Origin of the sequence: Rathayibacter rhapontici, from assembly GCF_001995175.1 — a bacterium.
Classification (GTDB): domain Bacteria; phylum Actinomycetota; class Actinomycetes; order Actinomycetales; family Microbacteriaceae; genus Rathayibacter.
The window spans coordinates 18,276-34,721 of record NZ_MUKN01000041.1 but is presented as its reverse complement, the minus strand read 5'-3'; the positions used below and the strand labels follow the sequence as shown (position 1 = coordinate 34,721).

Sequence of the window (16,446 nt, the reverse complement as noted above, 5' to 3'; positions counted from 1 at the left end):
CGGCCGCCGCCGTGCCGCCGCGCACCCCCCGCGAAGCCGACCGGCGGACTCGCCAGCACCGGCATCGAGGGCGGCTGGCTCTCGGCCGCGGCCCTCGGTCTGCTGGCCGCCGGCGCCGTCGCGCTCGGACTGGGACGCCGCCGCACCGCGCTCTGACAGCACTGAGGCGAGGAGCCGGCTCCCGCGAGACGCCCTGCACGTCCCCGGGGGTCGGCTCCTCCGTCGTGGAGGCGCCGATCCCGACCGTGGCGCGAGCAGAACATCAGCCGAGAAGGGGGTCCGCCGCCCGACAGCGGCCAGACCTCCTTCGCAGACGAGGTTCCGCAGCGGGCCTCCGCCGCGCCCGTAGTCTGGAGTCCCCGCCCGGTCGCGGGTCCGACGATCGAAGAGGCCGCCCCAGCGTGAACGTCCGCGAGCTCCTCACCCATCCCGAGCTCCAGCTGACCCTGGTGACCGGCGACGAGGTGCAGCTCTCGCGCGCGATCTCGGGCACCTACACGATCGACCTCCCCGACCCCGGCCGCTTCCTCTCCCCCGGCGACGTCGTGCTCACGAGTGCGCTGTGGACCTCCGGGCGCGAGAGCGTCGAGCGGTTCGTCGGCCAGGTCGCCGATCGCGGAGTCGTGGCGATCGTCGTCGGCCTCATCGCCGTCGGCACGCTGCCCGCCGGCATGGCCGAGGTCTGCCGTCGGCACGGAGTCGCGCTGCTGACGGTCTCGCCCGAGGTGTCGTTCAAGACGATCGGCCAGACCGTCGCGGGGGTGCTCGCGCAGGCCGACCTGCCCACGCTCGGCCGCGACGCCCGCTTCGCCCGGCGGCTGCTCCAGGACCTCGCCGCGGGCGAGGGCGTGCACGCCGCCCTCCGCGCCTTCTTCGAGGAGTTCGCGCACGGCAGCTGGGTGATCGACCGCTCCGGCGTCCTCGTCGCCTCGGCGGGCGGCATGCCGTCCCCCGCCGAGTCCGGATCCGCGTGGGACGCGTCGCTCGCCTCCTCCGACGATCGCTGGGACGTCGCTCCCGGCAGCCGCACCCTGTCCCGGAAGGCCCTGTTCTCCTCCTCCGGCGAACGGCTCGGCGTGCTCGTGGTGACCGGCGATCAGAGGGGCTGGTCGGAGGAGTCGGCCGACGCCGCCGACCTGCTCGCCGGCACCGTCTCCGGTCGCCTCGCGCTCGCCCGTCGCCGCGAACAGCAGGCGGCGGAACCGCTGCTCGACCTGCTGCGCGCCGTCGAGAACGACGAGCTGCCGGACGGCGAGGTCTCGGTGCGGCTGCGCCTGCTCGGAGCACGGCTCGGAGCGCCCCTGCGGGTGGTGCTCGCCCGCTCGGACGACCCGTCGCTCCCTCCCGAGGCGCTGCTGCGGCCGCTGCGCGAGGCGGGCGAGCGCGAGCACGCTCTGACCCTCGGCGGTGTGCTCGACGGAAGCGCGGTGCTGCTCCTGGGCGATCCGCACGACGAGGAGAGGCAGCCGGGGCCCGCCCTCCGCGCCGCCGTCGAGGCCGAGCCGTGGCTCCTGCGCGGTCGCCGGGTCGCGATCGGCGTCGGAGACGGCTCCCGCTCCGTCGGGCAGCTCGGAGCCTCGCTGCTCGCCGCCCGCGCCCGGGCGACCGCGGCCGCCGACTCCTCCGCAGACCCCGTCACGGTGCTCGCGCACACGGTGCCGGTCTCGAGCGGCGCCCTGCTCGAGCTGATCTCGCCGCGCACCCGCGCCGCCTTCGCCCGCGAGGTGCTCGGCGAGCTGGTCCGCTACGACGACGAGCACCGCTCCGACATGGTCGAGACCCTGCGCGTGTTCCTCGAGAGCGGAGGCGCGTGGCGCCGGGCCGCGGACCTCCTGCACCTGCACGCCAGCACCCTCCGCTACCGGGTGCAGCGCATCGAGGCGCTGACCGGCCGCGACCTCGGCTCGATGTCCGACCGCGTCGACCTGCACCTGGCGCTGCGGTACCTCTGAGCGGGAGGCGAACCGCCCGAGGACTCTCCACGCAGCGCGGAACCCCGGGCCCCGTCGTACGGGATCCCCCGGGGTTCACTTCCGGATCCACCGCGATGGACCGACCCGGCGATTCTCACACGCCCCGCCACCCGCACGACGGGACCCGCCACGGGGAGCTGCGGGTTCGGAGCAGGCAGAGCCCCTACGCCGTCGCCGCGTGCGCGTCGATCCGGGCGAGCAGCTCCTCCTGGACCTCGGGCGACGCCCACGAGCCGAGCACCGAGTTGCGCGCCAGCTGCACCAGCTCGTCCCGGGTGAAGCCGGCGCGGGAGGCCAGTGCGAGGTAGTTGTCGGCGATGTACCCGCTGAAGTAGGCCGGGTCGTCGGAGTTGACCGTCACCCGCACGCCGCGTTCGAGCAGCGCGCGCAGCTCCACCGCCTTCATGTCGCTCGAGACGAACGAGTTCGACAGCGGGCAGCAAGTCAGCGCGAGCCCGCGCTCGAGGACGCGCTCGACGAGCTCGGGAGCCTCGACGATGTTCGTGCCGTGGTCGATCCGGTCGACGCCGATCTCCTCCAGCACCTGGCGCAGGTGCTCGACGCTGTTGGGCTGGTCGACGTCGCAGTGCATCGTCAGCCGGAGCCCCGCCTCGCGGGCGAGCGCGAACACCTCGCGGAACTTGGCCGGCGGGTTGCCGCGCTCGTCGGAGTCGAGCCCCACGCCGATCAGGCGGTCGGCGAACGGCAGCGCGCGCTCGAGCGTCTCACGCGCGCTCTCGGCCGACAGATCGCGCAGGAAGCAGAGGATCAGCGCGGCGTCGATCCCGAGCCCGGCCGCGTCGACGGCGGCGCGGTGGTAGCCGCCGATCACCGACTCGAAGGGCACGCCCCGCGAGGTGTGCGCCTGCGGGTCGAAGAACACCTCGGCGCGCACCACCCCGTCGGCGGCCGCGCGGCGGAAGTACTCCGTCGCCAGGTCGTAGAAGTCCTGCTCCTCGCGCAGCACGTCCATCGCCGGGTAGTAGACAGCGAGGAACGAGGCGAGCGAGTCGAAGTCGTACGAGAGCGCGGCGGGCACCGGCAGGCCGTTGCGCTCGGCGAGGCGCACGCGCAGATCCGGCTCGAGGGTGCCCTCGAGGTGCACGTGCAGCTCGGCCTTGGGCAGGCCGCGGACGAAGGAGTCGAGGGTCACGGGGGCCTTCCGGTTCAGCGGGCCGTCGCGATGAAGTCCATCGCGACGAGGGGGCCGGGCAGCGCCGCGCCGAGCACGGTGCGCGCGGGCGGATCGACGGGGAAGCGCTCGGCGTAGACGGCGGAGGAGGCAGCGAAGTCGCGCTCGAAGTCGGTGAGGATCATCGTGATCCGCACCACGTCGCCCAGCTCCAGGCCGAACTCGGTGCCGAGCAGCCGCTCGATGTTGTCGAGCGCGGCGGCGGTCTGCGCCGCGACGCCCTCGGGCACCGAGCCGTCGCCCGGCGCGAAGGGGCCGATGGCGGATCCGTAGACCACTCCGTGCGCCTCGACCGCGTGGCTGTAGGCCCCGCGGGGCGCTCCGAGCGCCTCGGCCGAGACGAACCGGCGAGGTGCGGCGGTCATCGGAGCGCCTCGGGCAGCGCACCCGACACGACCCGGCCGCGGGACACGACGGCCACGATGCTCTCGGCCCGCAGGTCGTCGATGCTCTCCCACGGGCGCCCGCGCAGCACGACGAAGTCGGCGCCGAAGCCGGCCGCGAGCCGCCCCACGCGCGATCCGAGTCCGACGACGGCGGCCGCGTCGGACGTCGCCGCGATCAAGGCGCGCTCGGAGCTCCAGCCGAACGCCGTGCGCATCCGCCGCACCTCGTCGAGCTGCTCGCCCCAGTCGACGTAGACGCCGTTCGCGTCGGTGCCGAGCACGAAGCGCACCCCGGCCTCGCCCGCCGCGAGGAACCCGGCGTCGCGGGTGGCGACGACGTCCTGCGCCTTGAGCGACGCCTCCGGCGACGACGGCGCACGCCCGGCGGCGATCACGTCGTTGATGAAGAGGGTGGGAGCGACCGGGAGGTTCCGCTCGACGAGCGTCGCCCAGTGCTGCGGCCCGATCGCGGTGCCGTGCTCGATCGAGTCGACGCCGAGCGCGAGCGCGCGGTCGAGGCCCTCGACGGAGTGGGTGTGTGCGGCGACGGGCATGCCCAGCGCGTGCGCCTCGTCGATCGTCGCGGCGATCTCGGCGTCGGTCTGGTTGCGCCAGCCGACCCGGTCGCCCATCGAGAGCACGCCGCCGCTCGTGTAGATCTTGATGCCGTCGGCGCCGGCCCGCGCCCAGGTGCGGACCAGCCGCCGGCACTCGTCGGGGCTGTCGGCGACGCGGTCGCGGTGCGGGTAGTGCGGAGGCACGAACAGGTCGCCGTGACCGGCAGTCATGCCGACGGCGCCGTGCGTGACGAGCCGCGGCCCGTCGGCGATGCCCTGCTCGAACATCCGCGCCACCGTCATCTGCAGCTCGTCGGCGCCGAGATCGCGCAGGGTCGTGACTCCGGCGCGGGCGGCCTTGCGGGCGTTGTTCGCGATGTGGAACACCCGCTCCTCGCGCGGGGTGATCAGCGGCCAGGAGGCGAAGTCGGCCGTGCCCGCGCCCGAGTAGGCGCCGAGGTGGACGTGGGTGTCGACGAGGCCGGGGATGATCGAGAGACCCTCCTCCTCGCCGTGCGCCTCGACGGGCTCGACGGAGACGATCTCGTCGCCGTTCCACGCGAGCGCCGCCGTGCCCAGGGCGCGTCGGCCGTCCCAGATCGTGCCGGTGATGGTTCCGTTGCCGCTCATGCCGCTCCTTCAGTCCTGTCCGCCGAAGCGGACGGCCGCCAGTCTCTCGCCGATCGCCACGACGGCGTAGGCCGCGACTCCCAGCGCCGTGATCACCGCGAGCGACGCCCACAGCTCGTCGTAGCGGAAGCCCGCCGAGGCGCGCTGCACCGCTCCGCCCAGGCCCTTCCCCGTGGCCAGCCACTCGGCCAGCATCGCTCCGCTCAGAGCGGAGGGGACCGCCACCTTGGCCGCCGCGAAGATCGCCGGCACCGCGGTCGGCAGGGCGACCTTGAGCAGCACGTCCAGCGGCGAGCCCCCGTAGACCGTCACCAGCTCGAACGACTCGCGCGAGAGCGAGCGCAGCCCGAACACCACGGTCACGAGCGCCGGGAAGAACACCGCGACCGCTCCGACCACGGCGACCGCCGCGATCCCGTTGCCGATCGCGAGCGTGATCAGCGGAGTGACCACGATCAGCGGCATCGACTTGAGCAGCATCGCGATCGGCATCACGGTGGCCTCGAGCGAGCGGACGAGCACGAAGAGCACCGCGATCGCGAGGGCGACGAGCATGCCCGCCGCGTAGCCGATCAGGGCGTCGAGCGCGGTGACTCCGAGGTTGCCGAAGACGACCGCGCGGTTCTCGGCGGCGTCGGCCTCGACGAAGAGGTAGGTCGCGACGTCCGTCGGCGTCTTGCCCAGGAGGGGCGAGATGTCGGCGATCGCGAGGAACGCGTACCAGAACGCGATCGCGAGCACCGCGGCGATCGCGAGCGGCACGAGCTCGGCGCGGACGATGCGGAGCGCGAGGCGCGGCGTGAGGTCGCGGGCGCGGCGGGCGGGGACGCGGGTGGCGGTGGCGGTCATACGACTCCTCCGGTGCGGCGCAGGATCGAGCGGCGGGTGGCGCGCGGAGTGCCGGTCACGCGGGGCATGACCCAGCGTCCGACGGCCGCGATGAGCGCGTAGCCGAGGATCGTGACGACTCCGCTCAGCACGGCGAAAGCCCAGGCGCGCTCGACGTCCATCTGGCGCTGCGCGACCGCGAGCGCGACTCCGAGGCCGGTCGTCACTCCGCCGAGGTACTCGCCGAGCACCGCGCCGAGGATCGCCGCGGGCACGCCCACCTGGAGCGCGGTGAGCGTCGCGGGCACGGCTGCGACGGCCTGCACCTTCACGATCTGCGCCCAGCGTCCGCCGCGGTAGGCCGAGACGAGGTCGAGCGCGGTGCGCGGGGCCGAGCGGACGCCCAGCAGCGCGCCGATCAGGGTGGTGAAGAAGACCAGCAGCGCGGCGAGGAAGATCGAGGTGGTCCGGCCGCCGAAGATCACGAGGATCACGGGGCCGACCGCCGTCAGCGGGAGGCAGTGGCTGATCACGCCGATCTGCTCGATGACCCGGTGGGTCCACGGCAGCAGCAGCGCGACGACGGCGAGCGCCAGGGCCGCGAGGGTGCCCCAGAGGTAGCCCCAGCCGGCGGCGAGCACGGTGTCGCCGACGTTGCGGAGGTAGAAGAGGGGACCGTCGCGGAGGAACGCGGCGACGATCGCGCCCGGGCTCGGCACGGCTCGGCTCTCGCGGTAGACGGTCTCCGCGAGGATCCACCAGACCGCGACGAAGACGGCGAGGCCGGCGAGGACCCGCCAGTTCGTGCGCAGCCAGGTCACCCCTCGTCCTCCATCGCCACGCCGTGCTGAGAGAACAGCAGGTCGGTGATGCGGTCCTCGATCGCGTGGAACTCGGGGCTGCGGAGCATCTCGACGGTGCGCGGGCGCGGGAGGTCGATGTCGATGACCTCGACGATGCGCCCGGGCCGGGGCGACATCACGGCCACCGTGTCCGAGAGGAGGATCGCCTCGGCGATGCCGTGCGTCACCATCAGGGTGGTCGCCGGCCGCGCGGTCCAGATGCGCTGCAGCTCGAGGTTGAGCCGCTGGCGCGTCATGTCGTCGAGCGCGCCGAACGGCTCGTCGAGCAGGAGCAGATCGGGCTGCACCACGAGGGCGCGGGCGATCGAGGCGCGCTGGCGCATGCCGCCCGAGAGCTGCGACGGGTAGGCGTCCTCGAAGCCGGTCAGCCCGACCAGGTCGAGCAGGTCGGGGATGCTGTCGCGCTTGGACGCCTGACGTGTCAGCTCGAGCGGCAGGCGCACGTTGGAGCGCACCGAGCGCCAGGGCAGCAGCGCCGAGTCCTGGAACGCGATGCCCAGCTCGGCCTTCCGCTTCGTGCCGACGACGGGAGTGCCGTGGATCGAGACGGAGCCGGTCGTCGGCTTCTCGAGCCCGGCCAGCATCCGCAGGATCGTCGACTTGCCGCAGCCGGAGGGGCCCAGCAGCGACAGGAACGACCCGCGCGGAGTGACGAGGTCGACCTCGGCGAGCGCCTGCACCGACCGGGATCCCAGGTCGAAGCGCTTGCTCAGGCCCGACAGGCGGATGCCCTCGGTGCCGTTCTCGATGGTGGTCAACGTCTCGTCCTCTCGCGCGGGTCGTCAGGGAGTGCTCGGGGCTCAGCCCTCGAGCAGCTCCGGGTGCTCCTCGTAGACCTCGTCGATCAGCGTGGTGTCGAAGAGCTCGTCGGCGTCGAGCTCGATGCCGGTCAGCGCGAGGGAGGCGACCGACTGCTCCTGCAGCTCGTCGCTGATGGTGAGCAGGCCGCTCTCGTCGGTCTCGGGGGTGCTGATCAGCTCGGTCTGGGTGACCATGACCTGCGCCTGCTCCTCGACCTTGTAGTTCTGGTCGGCCGCGTAGTCGGCGACGACGGTCTCGGCGGTGGCCTCGGGATCGGCGACGGCGTCCTGCCAGCCCTGCACGAGGGCGAGCAGCAGCGCCTTCACCTTCTCGCGCTCGTCGTCGATGCTCGCCTGCGCGACCACGATCGTCTCGCCCACCATCGGCAGGCCGGTGTCGGCGAGCAGGAACTGCTGCGCCGAGAAGCCGCGCTGGTTGAGCGTGTTCGCTCCGGCGGTCGCGTAGCCGATGTAGCCGTCGACCTGGCCGGTGGTGAGCAGCGTCGAGTCGGTGAGGGGCACGCGGTTCACGTCGGACTCGTCGATGTCGTTGGCGGCGAGGAACGCGCGCCACACGAGGTCGTTGCTGTCGCTGACTCCGATGGTCTTGCCGACCATGTCCTCGGGGGTCTCGATCGGGGCGTCGGTGAGCGAGACGATCGCGAACGGGTTCTTCTGGTAGGTCGCTCCGACGATCTTCATCTCGGCGCCCTCCGAGATCGCGGGTCCGGTGATCAGCGGGGAGGAGACGCCCGCGAACGCGGATCCGCTCGCGATGGCCGTCTCGGCGCCAGTCGCGCCGGTGCCGCCGGGGGTCAGGGTGACGGAGTCGAAGCCGGCGTCGGTGAAGTAGCCGTTCGCGTCGGCGAGGTACTCGCCGGCGAACTCCACGTGGGGGACCCACGAGAGCTGCATCGCGGCCTCGCCGAACGAGCCCTCCTCGCCCGAGCCCGAGGCGCTCGCGTCGGACCCGCTGGAGCAGGCGGTGAGGGCGGTCGTGGTGGCCAGGGCGACGGCGAGCGCGCCGAGCACGGCGCGGCGACGCGACCGGGTGAGGACGGTGAGGGGCATGCGGGCTCCAATGAGGCGACGGGTGAGGTGGGGCGGGCCGGGGGAGGCGGGTTCCAGTCGACCGCAGTCGGGTGGCCGGCCGCCTCGTCGCACGGAGGATTTCCATCGGCGGTCTCCGCGCGCTCCTCGATGCACGGGGAAACCGTGTTGCGGTCAGGTTTCCAGCCTGCCACTGCGGGTTTCGACTCCGCTCTCGGTGGAGTTCTTGCCCCTTGTCTCTGCTGTGTACTGCACGATCCGAGGAACCGGAGCATCCGTCGCCGACCGGACAGTCCGAACCCCTGACGGGTGCCAGCGGCACCCGGGGCTGCATCCCTAGGTTGAGGGGAGTCCGCCGCCGCGGGCACCGCCACTCAGGAGCCGCCCGTGTCCGACTCGTCGCTCGTCACCCGTGTGCCCGGAGAAGCGCTGATGCAGGCGCTGCGGGACGCCATGTCACCCGAGCAGCCGCAGACCTCCGCCGCCCGGCTCTTCGGGGCCAGCCCGATCCCGACCACCGCGCGCAGCTGGTACACCGGCCTCCTCGGCGAGCTCGCGGTCGCCGACGAGCTCCGCTCCCTGCCCGAGGGGTGGCTGGTGCTGCACTCGGTGCCGGTGGGCGACCGCGGGAGCGACATCGACCACGTCCTCGTCAGCCCCGCCGGCCGGGTGCTCACGGTGAACACCAAGCACAGCCCGGGCGGGCGGGTGTGGGTCTCCCCCAAGGCCTTCCTCGTGAACGGGCAGCGGCGGCCGTACCTCCGCAACTCGGGCCACGAGGCCTCTCGCGCCGCGCGGCTCCTGAGCACGGCGACCGGCGGGAGCGTCGACGTGCTCGCCGTCATCGTGGTGGTGGGCGCGAAGCTCACCCGCAAGGGCACGCCCGAGGGCGTCGCGGTGATCACGCTCCGCGAGCTGTCGGCGTTCCTCGCCCGGAACGCTCCCCGACCCACAGCGCGGTCTCGACCGAGCTCGTGCGCCACGCGGTCGTCCAGCCGCGGACCTGGACGCGCGGCAGCACGGCACCGGAGCTCTCGACCGATCACCTCGTGTGGTTCCTCGACCTCCGCGACCGCGTCCGCGCCGCCGCTCGGCGCAGGAACGCCTGGGTGCTCACGGCGCTCGGCGGCGCTCTCGGCGTCCCCGTCGCAGCGTTCGGTCTGGTGGTCGCGACGGTGACGACCATCGGCTCCTGAGCGGGACGCGAACAGCCCCGCCCCCTGCAGAACATCAGCTGTCGAGGGGGTCTCCCGGCTGACAGCGGAGAGACCCCCTCGATCGCTGATGTTCAGCAGCCGGAGGGGGACCGACCGGACCGGGTCGGACCCTCCGCGAGCAGCCCTACAGCACGTAGAGCATCTCCTGGTAGGTCGGCAGGGGCCACAGGTCGTCCGCCACGACGTCCTCGAGCGCGTCGGCCGCCGTGCGCACGCCCGCCATCGCCGGCAGCAGCGCCGCTGCGGCGTGCTTCGCCTCGGCCTCCGCCCTGTGCCCCGGATCGACGGCGAGCGCCGCCTTGAGCTCCGCCAGCGCCGACCGCAGCGCGTCGACCTGCTCCGAGACCTCCTGCAGCGGGGCGAGCGAGGTGGGCACTCCGGCCGCCTTCATCGCGGCCACGTTCGAGGCGAGCTCGGTCTGGTGCCGCACGGCAGCAGGCAGCACGGTCGTGGTTCCCATCTCGAGGGTGAGACGCGCCTCCACGCCGATCGTCAGCGCGTACTGCTCGAGCCCGATCTCGTAGCGCGAGTGCATCTCGCGGTGGTTGAACACGCGGTACTTCTCGAACAGGGCCAGGGCAGGCTCGGTGAGGAGCTCGGGCAGGGCGTCGAGGGTCGTCCGCAGGTTCGCGAGCCCGCGCTTCTCGGCCTCGATCGGCCAGGCGTCCGCGTAGCCGTCGCCGTTGAAGACGATCACGCCGTGCTCGGTGATGATCTCCGTCAGCAGCGCCTGCACGGCCGCGTCGAAGTCGACCCCGTCGGCGACGTCCTGCTCGAGCCGCGTGGCGATCCAGTCGAGCGACTCCGCCATGATCGTGTTGATCGTGACCATGGGCCCCGCGACCGACTGCATCGATCCGGGAGCACGGAACTCGAAGCGGTTGCCGGTGAACGCGAACGGGCTCGTGCGGTTGCGGTCGCCGGGATCGGTCGGCAGCAGCGGCAGGGTGTCGACGCCCACCGTCATGTGCCCGCGGCCCTTCGACGAGGTCGCCGGGCCCGACGCGATCTGCTCGAACACGTCGGCGAGCTGGTCTCCGAGGAAGATCGAGATGATCGCGGGAGGCGCCTCGTTGGCCCCGAGGCGGTGGTCGTTGGTCGCCGAGGCGACGGAGGCGCGCAGGAGTCCGGAGTAGCGGTGCACCGCGCGGATCACGGCCGCGCAGAACACCAGGAACTGCGCGTTGTCGTGCGGAGTGTCTCCCGGCACCAGCAGCGAGCCCAGCGAGGAGTTGCCGAGCGAGAAGTTCACGTGCTTGCCCGAGCCGTTGACCCCCTGGAACGGCTTCTCGTGGAACAGGATCTCCATCCCGTGCTTCTTCGCGATGGTCTTGAACGTCGTCATCAGCAGCTGCTGGTGGTCGGCCGCCACGTTGCCGCGCTCGAACATCGGCGCGATCTCGAACTGGCCGGGCGCGACCTCGTTGTGCCGCGTCTTCGCGGGGATGCCGAGCTTGAACAGCTCGCGCTCGGTGTCCATCATGAAGCCGAGCACGCGCTCCGGGATCGCTCCGAAGTAGTGGTCGTCGAACTCCTGGCCCTTGGGCGGAGTGCTCCCGAAGAGGGTGCGGCCCGCGTTCATCAGGTCGGGTCGGGCGAGGAAGAAGTGCCGGTCCACCAGGAAGTACTCCTGCTCCGGGCCGCAGAACGAGACGATCTTCTCGTCGTCGGTGTGCCCGAAGAGCGCGAGCACGCGCTCGGCGTGCTCGCCCATCGCCTGCTGCGAGCGCAGCAGCGGCGTCTTGTGGTCCAGCGCCTCGCCGGTCATCGAGACGAAGACGGTGGGGATGCAGAGGGTGTTGCCGTTGGGGTTCTCGAGCACGTACGCCGGGCTCGTCACGTCCCAGCCGGTGTAGCCGCGCGCCTCGAACGTGTTGCGCAGACCGCCGTTCGGGAAGCTCGACGCGTCGGGCTCGCCCTGCACGAGCGTCTTGCCGGCGAACTCGGCGAGCGCCGCTCCGTCGCCCGTGGGCTCGAAGAAGCTGTCGTGCTTCTCGGCGGTCAGGCCGGTGAGCGGGTAGAACACGTGGGCGTAGTGGGTGGCGCCCTTCTCGAGCGCCCAGTCCTTCATCGCGCTCGCGACCGCGTCGGCGACCAGCGGATCCAGGGTCGTGCCGCGCTCGATCGTCGAGACGACCGACTTGTAGACCGACTTCGGGAGGCGCTTGCGCATCACCGCGGTGCTGAAGACGTTGGCGCCGAAGACCTCGCCGGGCGCCTCCGACTCGTCGAAGCTGTGCGCCGGAGGAACGTAGGCCTCCACGTCGCGGATGGCCTGGAGGCGGACGGTGTTGCCACTCATCGGGTCTGTCCCTTCGTCGCGGCGGGCGGCCCGCCGTGCGCGGGCACCGCTGCGCCCACAGTAGGGAGGCCGTGTCTCCGGGTCGTTTCGACGGCGTGACGGTCTGCCCCGTCCGCGCCACGGCACCGACCGGGTGGATTTCGTTGGTCGGCACAACAAATGGGGCGGGCACCGGGCAGAATGGGGCCATGACGCACCGGAGCAACTGGGCGGGCACGTACGAGTACCGCGCCGCCGACATCCTCGAACCCGACTCGATCGAGGAGGTGCAGTCCCTCGTCCGCTCGAGCGACCGGATCCGCGCCCTCGGGACCCGCCACTCCTTCAACGCCCTCCCCGACACCCCCGGCACCCTCCTGCACCTCGGCCGGATCTCGCCCGACCCGGTGATCGACGCCGACGCGAGCACCGTCACGGTCGGAGGGGCGACGCGCTACGGCATCGTCGCGCAGCACCTGCACGCGGCCGGCTACGCCCTGCACAACATGGGCTCGCTCCCCCACATCTCGGTCGCCGGCGCGATCTCGACCGGCACGCACGGCTCCGGCGATCGCAACGCGAACCTCTCCTCCGCCGTCTCGGCGCTCGAGCTCGTCACCGCCGACGGCTCGCTCCGCACGATCCGCCGCGGCGAGCCCGGCTTCGAGGGCCTGGTCGTCGGACTCGGCGCCTTCGGCATCGTGACTCGCGTCACCCTCGACATCCAGCCCACCTTCGACGTGCGGCAGGACGCGTTCGTCGACCTGCCCTGGGACCGCGTGCTCGACGACTTCGACGCGATCACCTCCTCCGCCTACAGCGTCAGCCTCATGACGCACTGGTCGAGCCCCACCGTCGAGCAGCTGTGGCTGAAGACCAAGGTCGAGAAGGGGAGCGTCGCCGACGTCGACGCGACGCACCTGGGCGCGATCGCCGCCTCCGCGAGCCTCTTCGCCGTGTCGGAGGGAGTGGACTCGAACCTGAACCCGTTCGGCGGGTCGGTCGGGCCGTGGTCCGAGCGGCTGCCGCACTTCCGTCTCGACCGCGAGCCGAGCGCCGGCGACGAGATCCAGAGCGAGTACATGGTGCCGCGCTCGAGGATCCGCGAGGCGATCGTGGCGCTGCGCGCGATCGGCGACCGGATCGACGAGGTCCTGCTGATCACCGAGCTGCGCACCATGGCGGGCGACGACCAGTGGCTGTCGCCGGCCTCCGAGCGCGACAGCGTCGGCATCCACTTCACCTTCGCGAAGGACCGCGCAGGAGTCGACGCCGTGCTGCCCGCCGTCGAGGGCGCGCTGCTGCCGCTGGGCGCTCGCCCGCACTGGGGCAAGCACTTCCTGGCGGGAGCTGACGAGATCGCCCCGCTCTACCCGCACCTGCCCGAGTGGCGCGCGCTGGTGGGCGAGTGGGATCCCTCCGGCCGCTTCGCGAGCGACTTCGTGCGCGAGCGCCTGCTGGGCTGACGCCGGCGCGAGATGCCACTCCGGTACGCGGCACGCCGCCGAAGGCGTACCGGAGTGGCATCTCGCGGGCTCGTCAACGGGGTGATGGCGGCGGGAGTCGGGTCGTAGCGTCGGAGGGACGAGAGGGAGGCACCCATGCCCGCACGCGACGAGATCCCGTCGACCATCGAGCGCTCCGAGAAGCACGCGCAGGACCTCTGGTCGGCGGCGCACGACTCCGCCGTCGAGAGCTACGGAGAGGGCGAGCGCGCCCACCGCACCGCCTTCGCCGCGCTGAAGCACGAGTACGAGAAGGTCGGCGACCACTGGGAGCGCAAGAACGAGAAGGGTCCGTCCGACTCCCGCGCGGCCGAGCGCGGCACCGACGGCGGAGGCGAGACGGCGGGCGGAGTCGACGCGAACGCCTCCAAGGCGCACCTGCTCGACCTCGCGAAGCGCCTCGAGATCTCGGGCCGCTCGCGCATGACGAAGGACGAGCTCGTCGAGGCCCTGCAGAAGGAGAACGCCCGCCAGACCCGCAAGGCCCGCTGACCCCCTGCTGGTCGAGTAGCCGCCGCAGGCGGCGTATCGAGACCCACGTCACCAGAAGGCAGGATTTCGATACGCCCCGCCCGTCACCGCAGCAGCACCGGCCCCGCCCCGATCGCGACGCGGAACAGCGAGTACGGGTACGCGCGCAGGTCCACTCCGCCCTGGTAGTCGGCCTGGCGGTGCAGCTGGTTGGCCGTGAAGTAGAGGTGCTCGTCCGTCGCGACCGACATCGTGTCGGGCCACAGCATCCGCTCGTCGTGGACCAGCGTCTCGAGCACGCCGTCGGTGCGGCGGCGCAGGATCGCGTTGTGCTCGTAGTCGGTCGCGTAGAAGCGCCCGCGATCATCGGTCTCGAGCCCGTCGGAGCCGCCGCCCTTGTCGCCCTCGTCGACGACCGTGGCCGCGACCTCCTCCTCCGGCAGCGAGCGGTCCACCAGCGCCGCCGTCGACACGCTCCACCAGCGCCGCGAGACCAGCGGGCAGTACCAGAGCCGCTCGCCGTCGGCCGAGATCGCGATGCCGTCTGCACCCATGGTGACGGGCTGCGGATCGCCGTCCTCCGGCCGCTTCATCAGCACGCGCCCCTCCGCCACGGCCACCATCTCGGGCGGCGTCAGCGCCTTCGTCGACGGGTGCTCGTGCAGCCGGCGCCACGCCTCCCCCGACTCGAGGTCGACGACGATCAGCCCGTTGGGGCCGGAGTCGGCGGAGTCGGTGATGTACGCGACTCCGCGGCGCAGATCGAAGCGCACGTCGTTCAGGTAGGTCGTCGGCAGCGCCACATCGGGCTCGAAGACGATGACCTTCTCGACGGTGTCGGTCGCGAGATCGACGCAGACGAGCTTCGGTCCGCCCCGCTTCGTGGGCTGGAACAGCGGACTGCCCGTGTCCAGGATCCACAGCCGGTCGGCCGGGTCGACGACGATGCTCTGCACCGAGACGAGAGCGGTCTCGTCGTGGTCGCTCGCGGGGCTGTTCCACTCCTCGCTCGGGAACGGCACCGCCACTCCGTCGCGCAGCTCGACGACCGTCGCGGGCACCTCGTCGCCCCACTTCGGGAAGTTCACGAAGATCCGCCCGGTGTGGGACACGCTCACCCCGGTGGGCATCGGCCCGCTCTCGAAGGCGTGCACCAGCTCGAGCTCACCGACCGGCTCGTCGACCGGCCTGGTCTCGCGTCCGGCGTCGTGCTGTCCCCAGAAACCCATCGGATGCCCTCCTCGCGTCGGCCGCGCGGCTCGCGACCTCTGTTCGACGGTAGGCACGCGGGGCGCGGAGCGGGGGCCGCTTGACAGGTCGCGGAGGCGCGGAGCAGGGGCCGGTGCGCGGTGGTGCGCTCAGCGCAGCGAGTCGCGCACCTCCGCGAGCCCGAGCTCCAGCTCGGCGAACGTCGTCGACAGCGGCGACAGTCCGATCCGGATGCCGTCCGGGTTCCGGAAGTCCGGGATCACGCCGCTCGCCTGCAGCCGCGGCACCAGCTCCGCGGACGACTCGTGGTCGATCGTGACGTGCGAGCCCCGGGCGGCGGGGTCGCGCGGAGTCGCCACGCGGGCCCCGAGCGGCACCAGCCACTCGTCGACGAGCTCCAGCGCGTACGCCGTCATCGCCTCGGACTTCGCGCGGATCGCCGGCATCCCCACCTCGGCGATCAGCGCGATCATGTCCTGCATCGCGAGCATCCCGGTGATCGGGGGCGTGCCGCTGAGGAAGCGCCGCATCCCCTCGGCCGGGCGGTAGCCGGGTCCCATCTCGAACATGTCCGCGACGCCCATCCAGCCCTGGATCGGCTGCGTCAGCGACTCCTGGTGCCGCTGGGCGACGTACGCCCAGGCCGGCGCGCCGGGGCCGCCGTTGAGGTACTTGTAGGAGCAGCCCACGGCGAGATCGGCGCCCCAGGCGTCGAGCTGCAGCGGCACGGAGCCGACCGAGTGGGAGGCGTCCCAGAGCACGAGCGCGCCGGCGTCGTGCGCCTGCGCGGTGATCGCGGCCGCGTCGGCGAGGAAGCCCGAGCGGTAGGCGACGTGGCTGAGCAGCACGAGCGCGGTGCGGTCGCCGAGGACCGGCGCGAGCTCCACGGGCCGCACCCCCGCCTCCGGAGCGGAGCGGACCCAGCGCAGCGTCGCTCCGGTCTCGGCCGCGATGCCCTCGAGCACGTAGCGGTCGGTCGGGAAGTTGTCGGTGTCGACGACGATCTCGTCGCGGCCGAGGGGCAGCTGGTGCGCGAGGGCCGCGCGGGCGAGCTTGTAGAGCAGCACGGTGGTGGAGTCGGCGACGACGGTCTGCCCGGCCGCCGCTCCGAGGGCCGCGGCGCCGAGCGCGTCGCCGACGGAGAGCGGCATCTCGAGCCAGCTCTCGGACCAGCCGCGGATCAGGCGGCCGCCCCACTCCTCCTCGGCGAAGCGCTGGAGCCGCTCGATGCTGGCGCGCAACGGGCGCCCGAGCGAGTTGCCGTCGAGGTAGGAGCGCACCTCGGGGGTGCGGACGAAGAGCTCGGGGTACTGCGCGAGCGGGTCCCGGGCGTCGAGGGGATGCATGCCCTCACCCTACGGTCGCGGTGGCGCCCGTTCCGGGGGTGGACGGCGCCCACTCCTCGCACTCCACCCCTCGAAAGTCGTCGTACTCGGGCCCGAGCACGACGACTCCTGCGGACTCGACCTCGCGCGCTTCCCCCT

The 16,446-nt window shown here is 72.5% G+C and carries 14 protein-coding genes; 4 read left to right on the top strand and 10 right to left on the bottom strand.

What is annotated here, in order from left to right; all coding sequences use genetic code 11:
• Positions 1 to 401 precede the first annotated feature (401 nt).
• Positions 402 to 1,952 (top strand): PucR family transcriptional regulator, encoded by a 1,551-nt coding sequence (locus B0T42_RS13395; protein ID WP_158078132.1) that lies wholly within the window; start codon positions 402 to 404, stop codon positions 1,950 to 1,952.
• Positions 1,953 to 2,136: 184 nt separating this feature from the next.
• Here B0T42_RS13395 and add read toward each other — a convergent pair whose 3' ends face one another.
• The 7 genes from add to B0T42_RS13360 are packed head-to-tail and all read right to left on the bottom strand — an operon-like array spanning position 2,137 to position 8,300.
• The gene (add, locus tag B0T42_RS13390) at positions 2,137 to 3,126 is read right to left on the bottom strand and encodes an adenosine deaminase (protein WP_077223567.1); all 990 of its coding nucleotides are present in this window, start codon (positions 3,124 to 3,126) and stop codon (positions 2,137 to 2,139) included.
• A 14-nt stretch (positions 3,127 to 3,140) separates the two neighbouring features.
• Positions 3,141 to 3,530, bottom strand: coding sequence for a RidA family protein (locus B0T42_RS13385; protein WP_055789420.1), 390 nt, complete (start codon positions 3,528 to 3,530; stop codon positions 3,141 to 3,143).
• The gene (locus B0T42_RS13380; protein ID WP_077223566.1) at positions 3,527 to 4,738 is read right to left on the bottom strand and encodes an amidohydrolase family protein; all 1,212 of its coding nucleotides are present in this window, start codon (positions 4,736 to 4,738) and stop codon (positions 3,527 to 3,529) included. Before B0T42_RS13380 ends, B0T42_RS13385 begins: the two co-directional genes overlap by 4 nt.
• A gap of 9 nt (positions 4,739 to 4,747) precedes the next feature.
• Positions 4,748 to 5,587 (bottom strand): ABC transporter permease, encoded by an 840-nt coding sequence (locus tag B0T42_RS13375; protein ID WP_077223565.1) that lies wholly within the window; start codon positions 5,585 to 5,587, stop codon positions 4,748 to 4,750.
• Positions 5,584 to 6,387 carry an ABC transporter permease gene (locus tag B0T42_RS20120; protein ID WP_158078131.1) on the bottom strand — a complete coding sequence of 268 codons (804 nt, stop codon included), beginning with the start codon at positions 6,385 to 6,387 and terminating at the stop codon, positions 5,584 to 5,586. The genes B0T42_RS13375 and B0T42_RS20120 overlap by 4 nt, the downstream gene beginning before the upstream one ends.
• The gene (locus B0T42_RS13365) at positions 6,384 to 7,187 is read right to left on the bottom strand and encodes an ABC transporter ATP-binding protein (RefSeq protein WP_055789413.1); all 804 of its coding nucleotides are present in this window, start codon (positions 7,185 to 7,187) and stop codon (positions 6,384 to 6,386) included. The genes B0T42_RS20120 and B0T42_RS13365 overlap by 4 nt, the downstream gene beginning before the upstream one ends.
• Positions 7,188 to 7,229: 42 nt before the next feature.
• A complete protein-coding gene (locus tag B0T42_RS13360; protein WP_077223564.1) occupies positions 7,230 to 8,300 on the bottom strand; it encodes an ABC transporter substrate-binding protein in 1,071 nt (356 codons plus the stop codon).
• 366 nt (positions 8,301 to 8,666) lie between these two features.
• Between B0T42_RS13360 and B0T42_RS13355 the strand changes: the two genes are divergently transcribed.
• The gene (locus B0T42_RS13355; RefSeq protein ID WP_077223563.1) at positions 8,667 to 9,458 is read left to right on the top strand and encodes a nuclease-related domain-containing protein; all 792 of its coding nucleotides are present in this window, start codon (positions 8,667 to 8,669) and stop codon (positions 9,456 to 9,458) included.
• A gap of 162 nt (positions 9,459 to 9,620) precedes the next feature.
• Here the strand turns inward: B0T42_RS13355 and B0T42_RS13350 are convergent, their stop codons facing one another.
• Positions 9,621 to 11,798, bottom strand: coding sequence for a glutamine synthetase III family protein (locus tag B0T42_RS13350; RefSeq protein WP_077223562.1), 2,178 nt, complete (start codon positions 11,796 to 11,798; stop codon positions 9,621 to 9,623).
• Between the two features lie 188 nt (positions 11,799 to 11,986).
• Between B0T42_RS13350 and B0T42_RS13345 the strand changes: the two genes are divergently transcribed.
• Positions 11,987 to 13,243 carry an FAD-binding protein gene (locus B0T42_RS13345; RefSeq protein ID WP_077223561.1) on the top strand — a complete coding sequence of 419 codons (1,257 nt, stop codon included), beginning with the start codon at positions 11,987 to 11,989 and terminating at the stop codon, positions 13,241 to 13,243.
• Positions 13,244 to 13,378: 135 nt separating this feature from the next.
• Complete coding sequence (locus tag B0T42_RS13340; RefSeq protein WP_077223560.1) at positions 13,379 to 13,774, top strand: ChaB family protein; 396 nt, start codon at positions 13,379 to 13,381, stop codon at positions 13,772 to 13,774.
• An 83-nt stretch (positions 13,775 to 13,857) separates the two neighbouring features.
• Here the strand turns inward: B0T42_RS13340 and B0T42_RS13335 are convergent, their stop codons facing one another.
• Both B0T42_RS13335 and B0T42_RS13330 read right to left on the bottom strand, forming a co-directional pair.
• On the bottom strand, positions 13,858 to 14,982 hold the full coding sequence (locus tag B0T42_RS13335; protein ID WP_077223559.1) for an L-dopachrome tautomerase-related protein: 1,125 nt from the start codon (positions 14,980 to 14,982) through the stop codon (positions 13,858 to 13,860).
• Between the two features lie 129 nt (positions 14,983 to 15,111).
• Positions 15,112 to 16,308, bottom strand: a complete 1,197-nt coding sequence (locus B0T42_RS13330) for a kynureninase (RefSeq protein ID WP_077223558.1) — start codon at positions 16,306 to 16,308, stop codon at positions 15,112 to 15,114.
• Positions 16,309 to 16,446: the final 138 nt, after the last annotated feature.

Coding starts and splice junctions, on each gene's coding strand:
- B0T42_RS13385 (WP_055789420.1), bottom strand. CDS start 3,530: ATGACCGCCGCACCTCGCCGGTTCGTCTCGGCCGAGGCGCTCGGAGCG.
- B0T42_RS13380 (WP_077223566.1), bottom strand. CDS start 4,738: ATGAGCGGCAACGGAACCATCACCGGCACGATCTGGGACGGCCGACGC.
- B0T42_RS13375 (WP_077223565.1), bottom strand. CDS start 5,587: ATGACCGCCACCGCCACCCGCGTCCCCGCCCGCCGCGCCCGCGACCTC.
- B0T42_RS13360 (WP_077223564.1), bottom strand. CDS start 8,300: ATGCCCCTCACCGTCCTCACCCGGTCGCGTCGCCGCGCCGTGCTCGGC.
- B0T42_RS13350 (WP_077223562.1), bottom strand. CDS start 11,798: ATGAGTGGCAACACCGTCCGCCTCCAGGCCATCCGCGACGTGGAGGCC.
- B0T42_RS13345 (WP_077223561.1), top strand. CDS start 11,987: ATGACGCACCGGAGCAACTGGGCGGGCACGTACGAGTACCGCGCCGCC.
- B0T42_RS13340 (WP_077223560.1), top strand. CDS start 13,379: ATGCCCGCACGCGACGAGATCCCGTCGACCATCGAGCGCTCCGAGAAG.
- B0T42_RS13335 (WP_077223559.1), bottom strand. CDS start 14,982: ATGGGTTTCTGGGGACAGCACGACGCCGGACGCGAGACCAGGCCGGTC.
- B0T42_RS13330 (WP_077223558.1), bottom strand. CDS start 16,308: ATGCATCCCCTCGACGCCCGGGACCCGCTCGCGCAGTACCCCGAGCTC.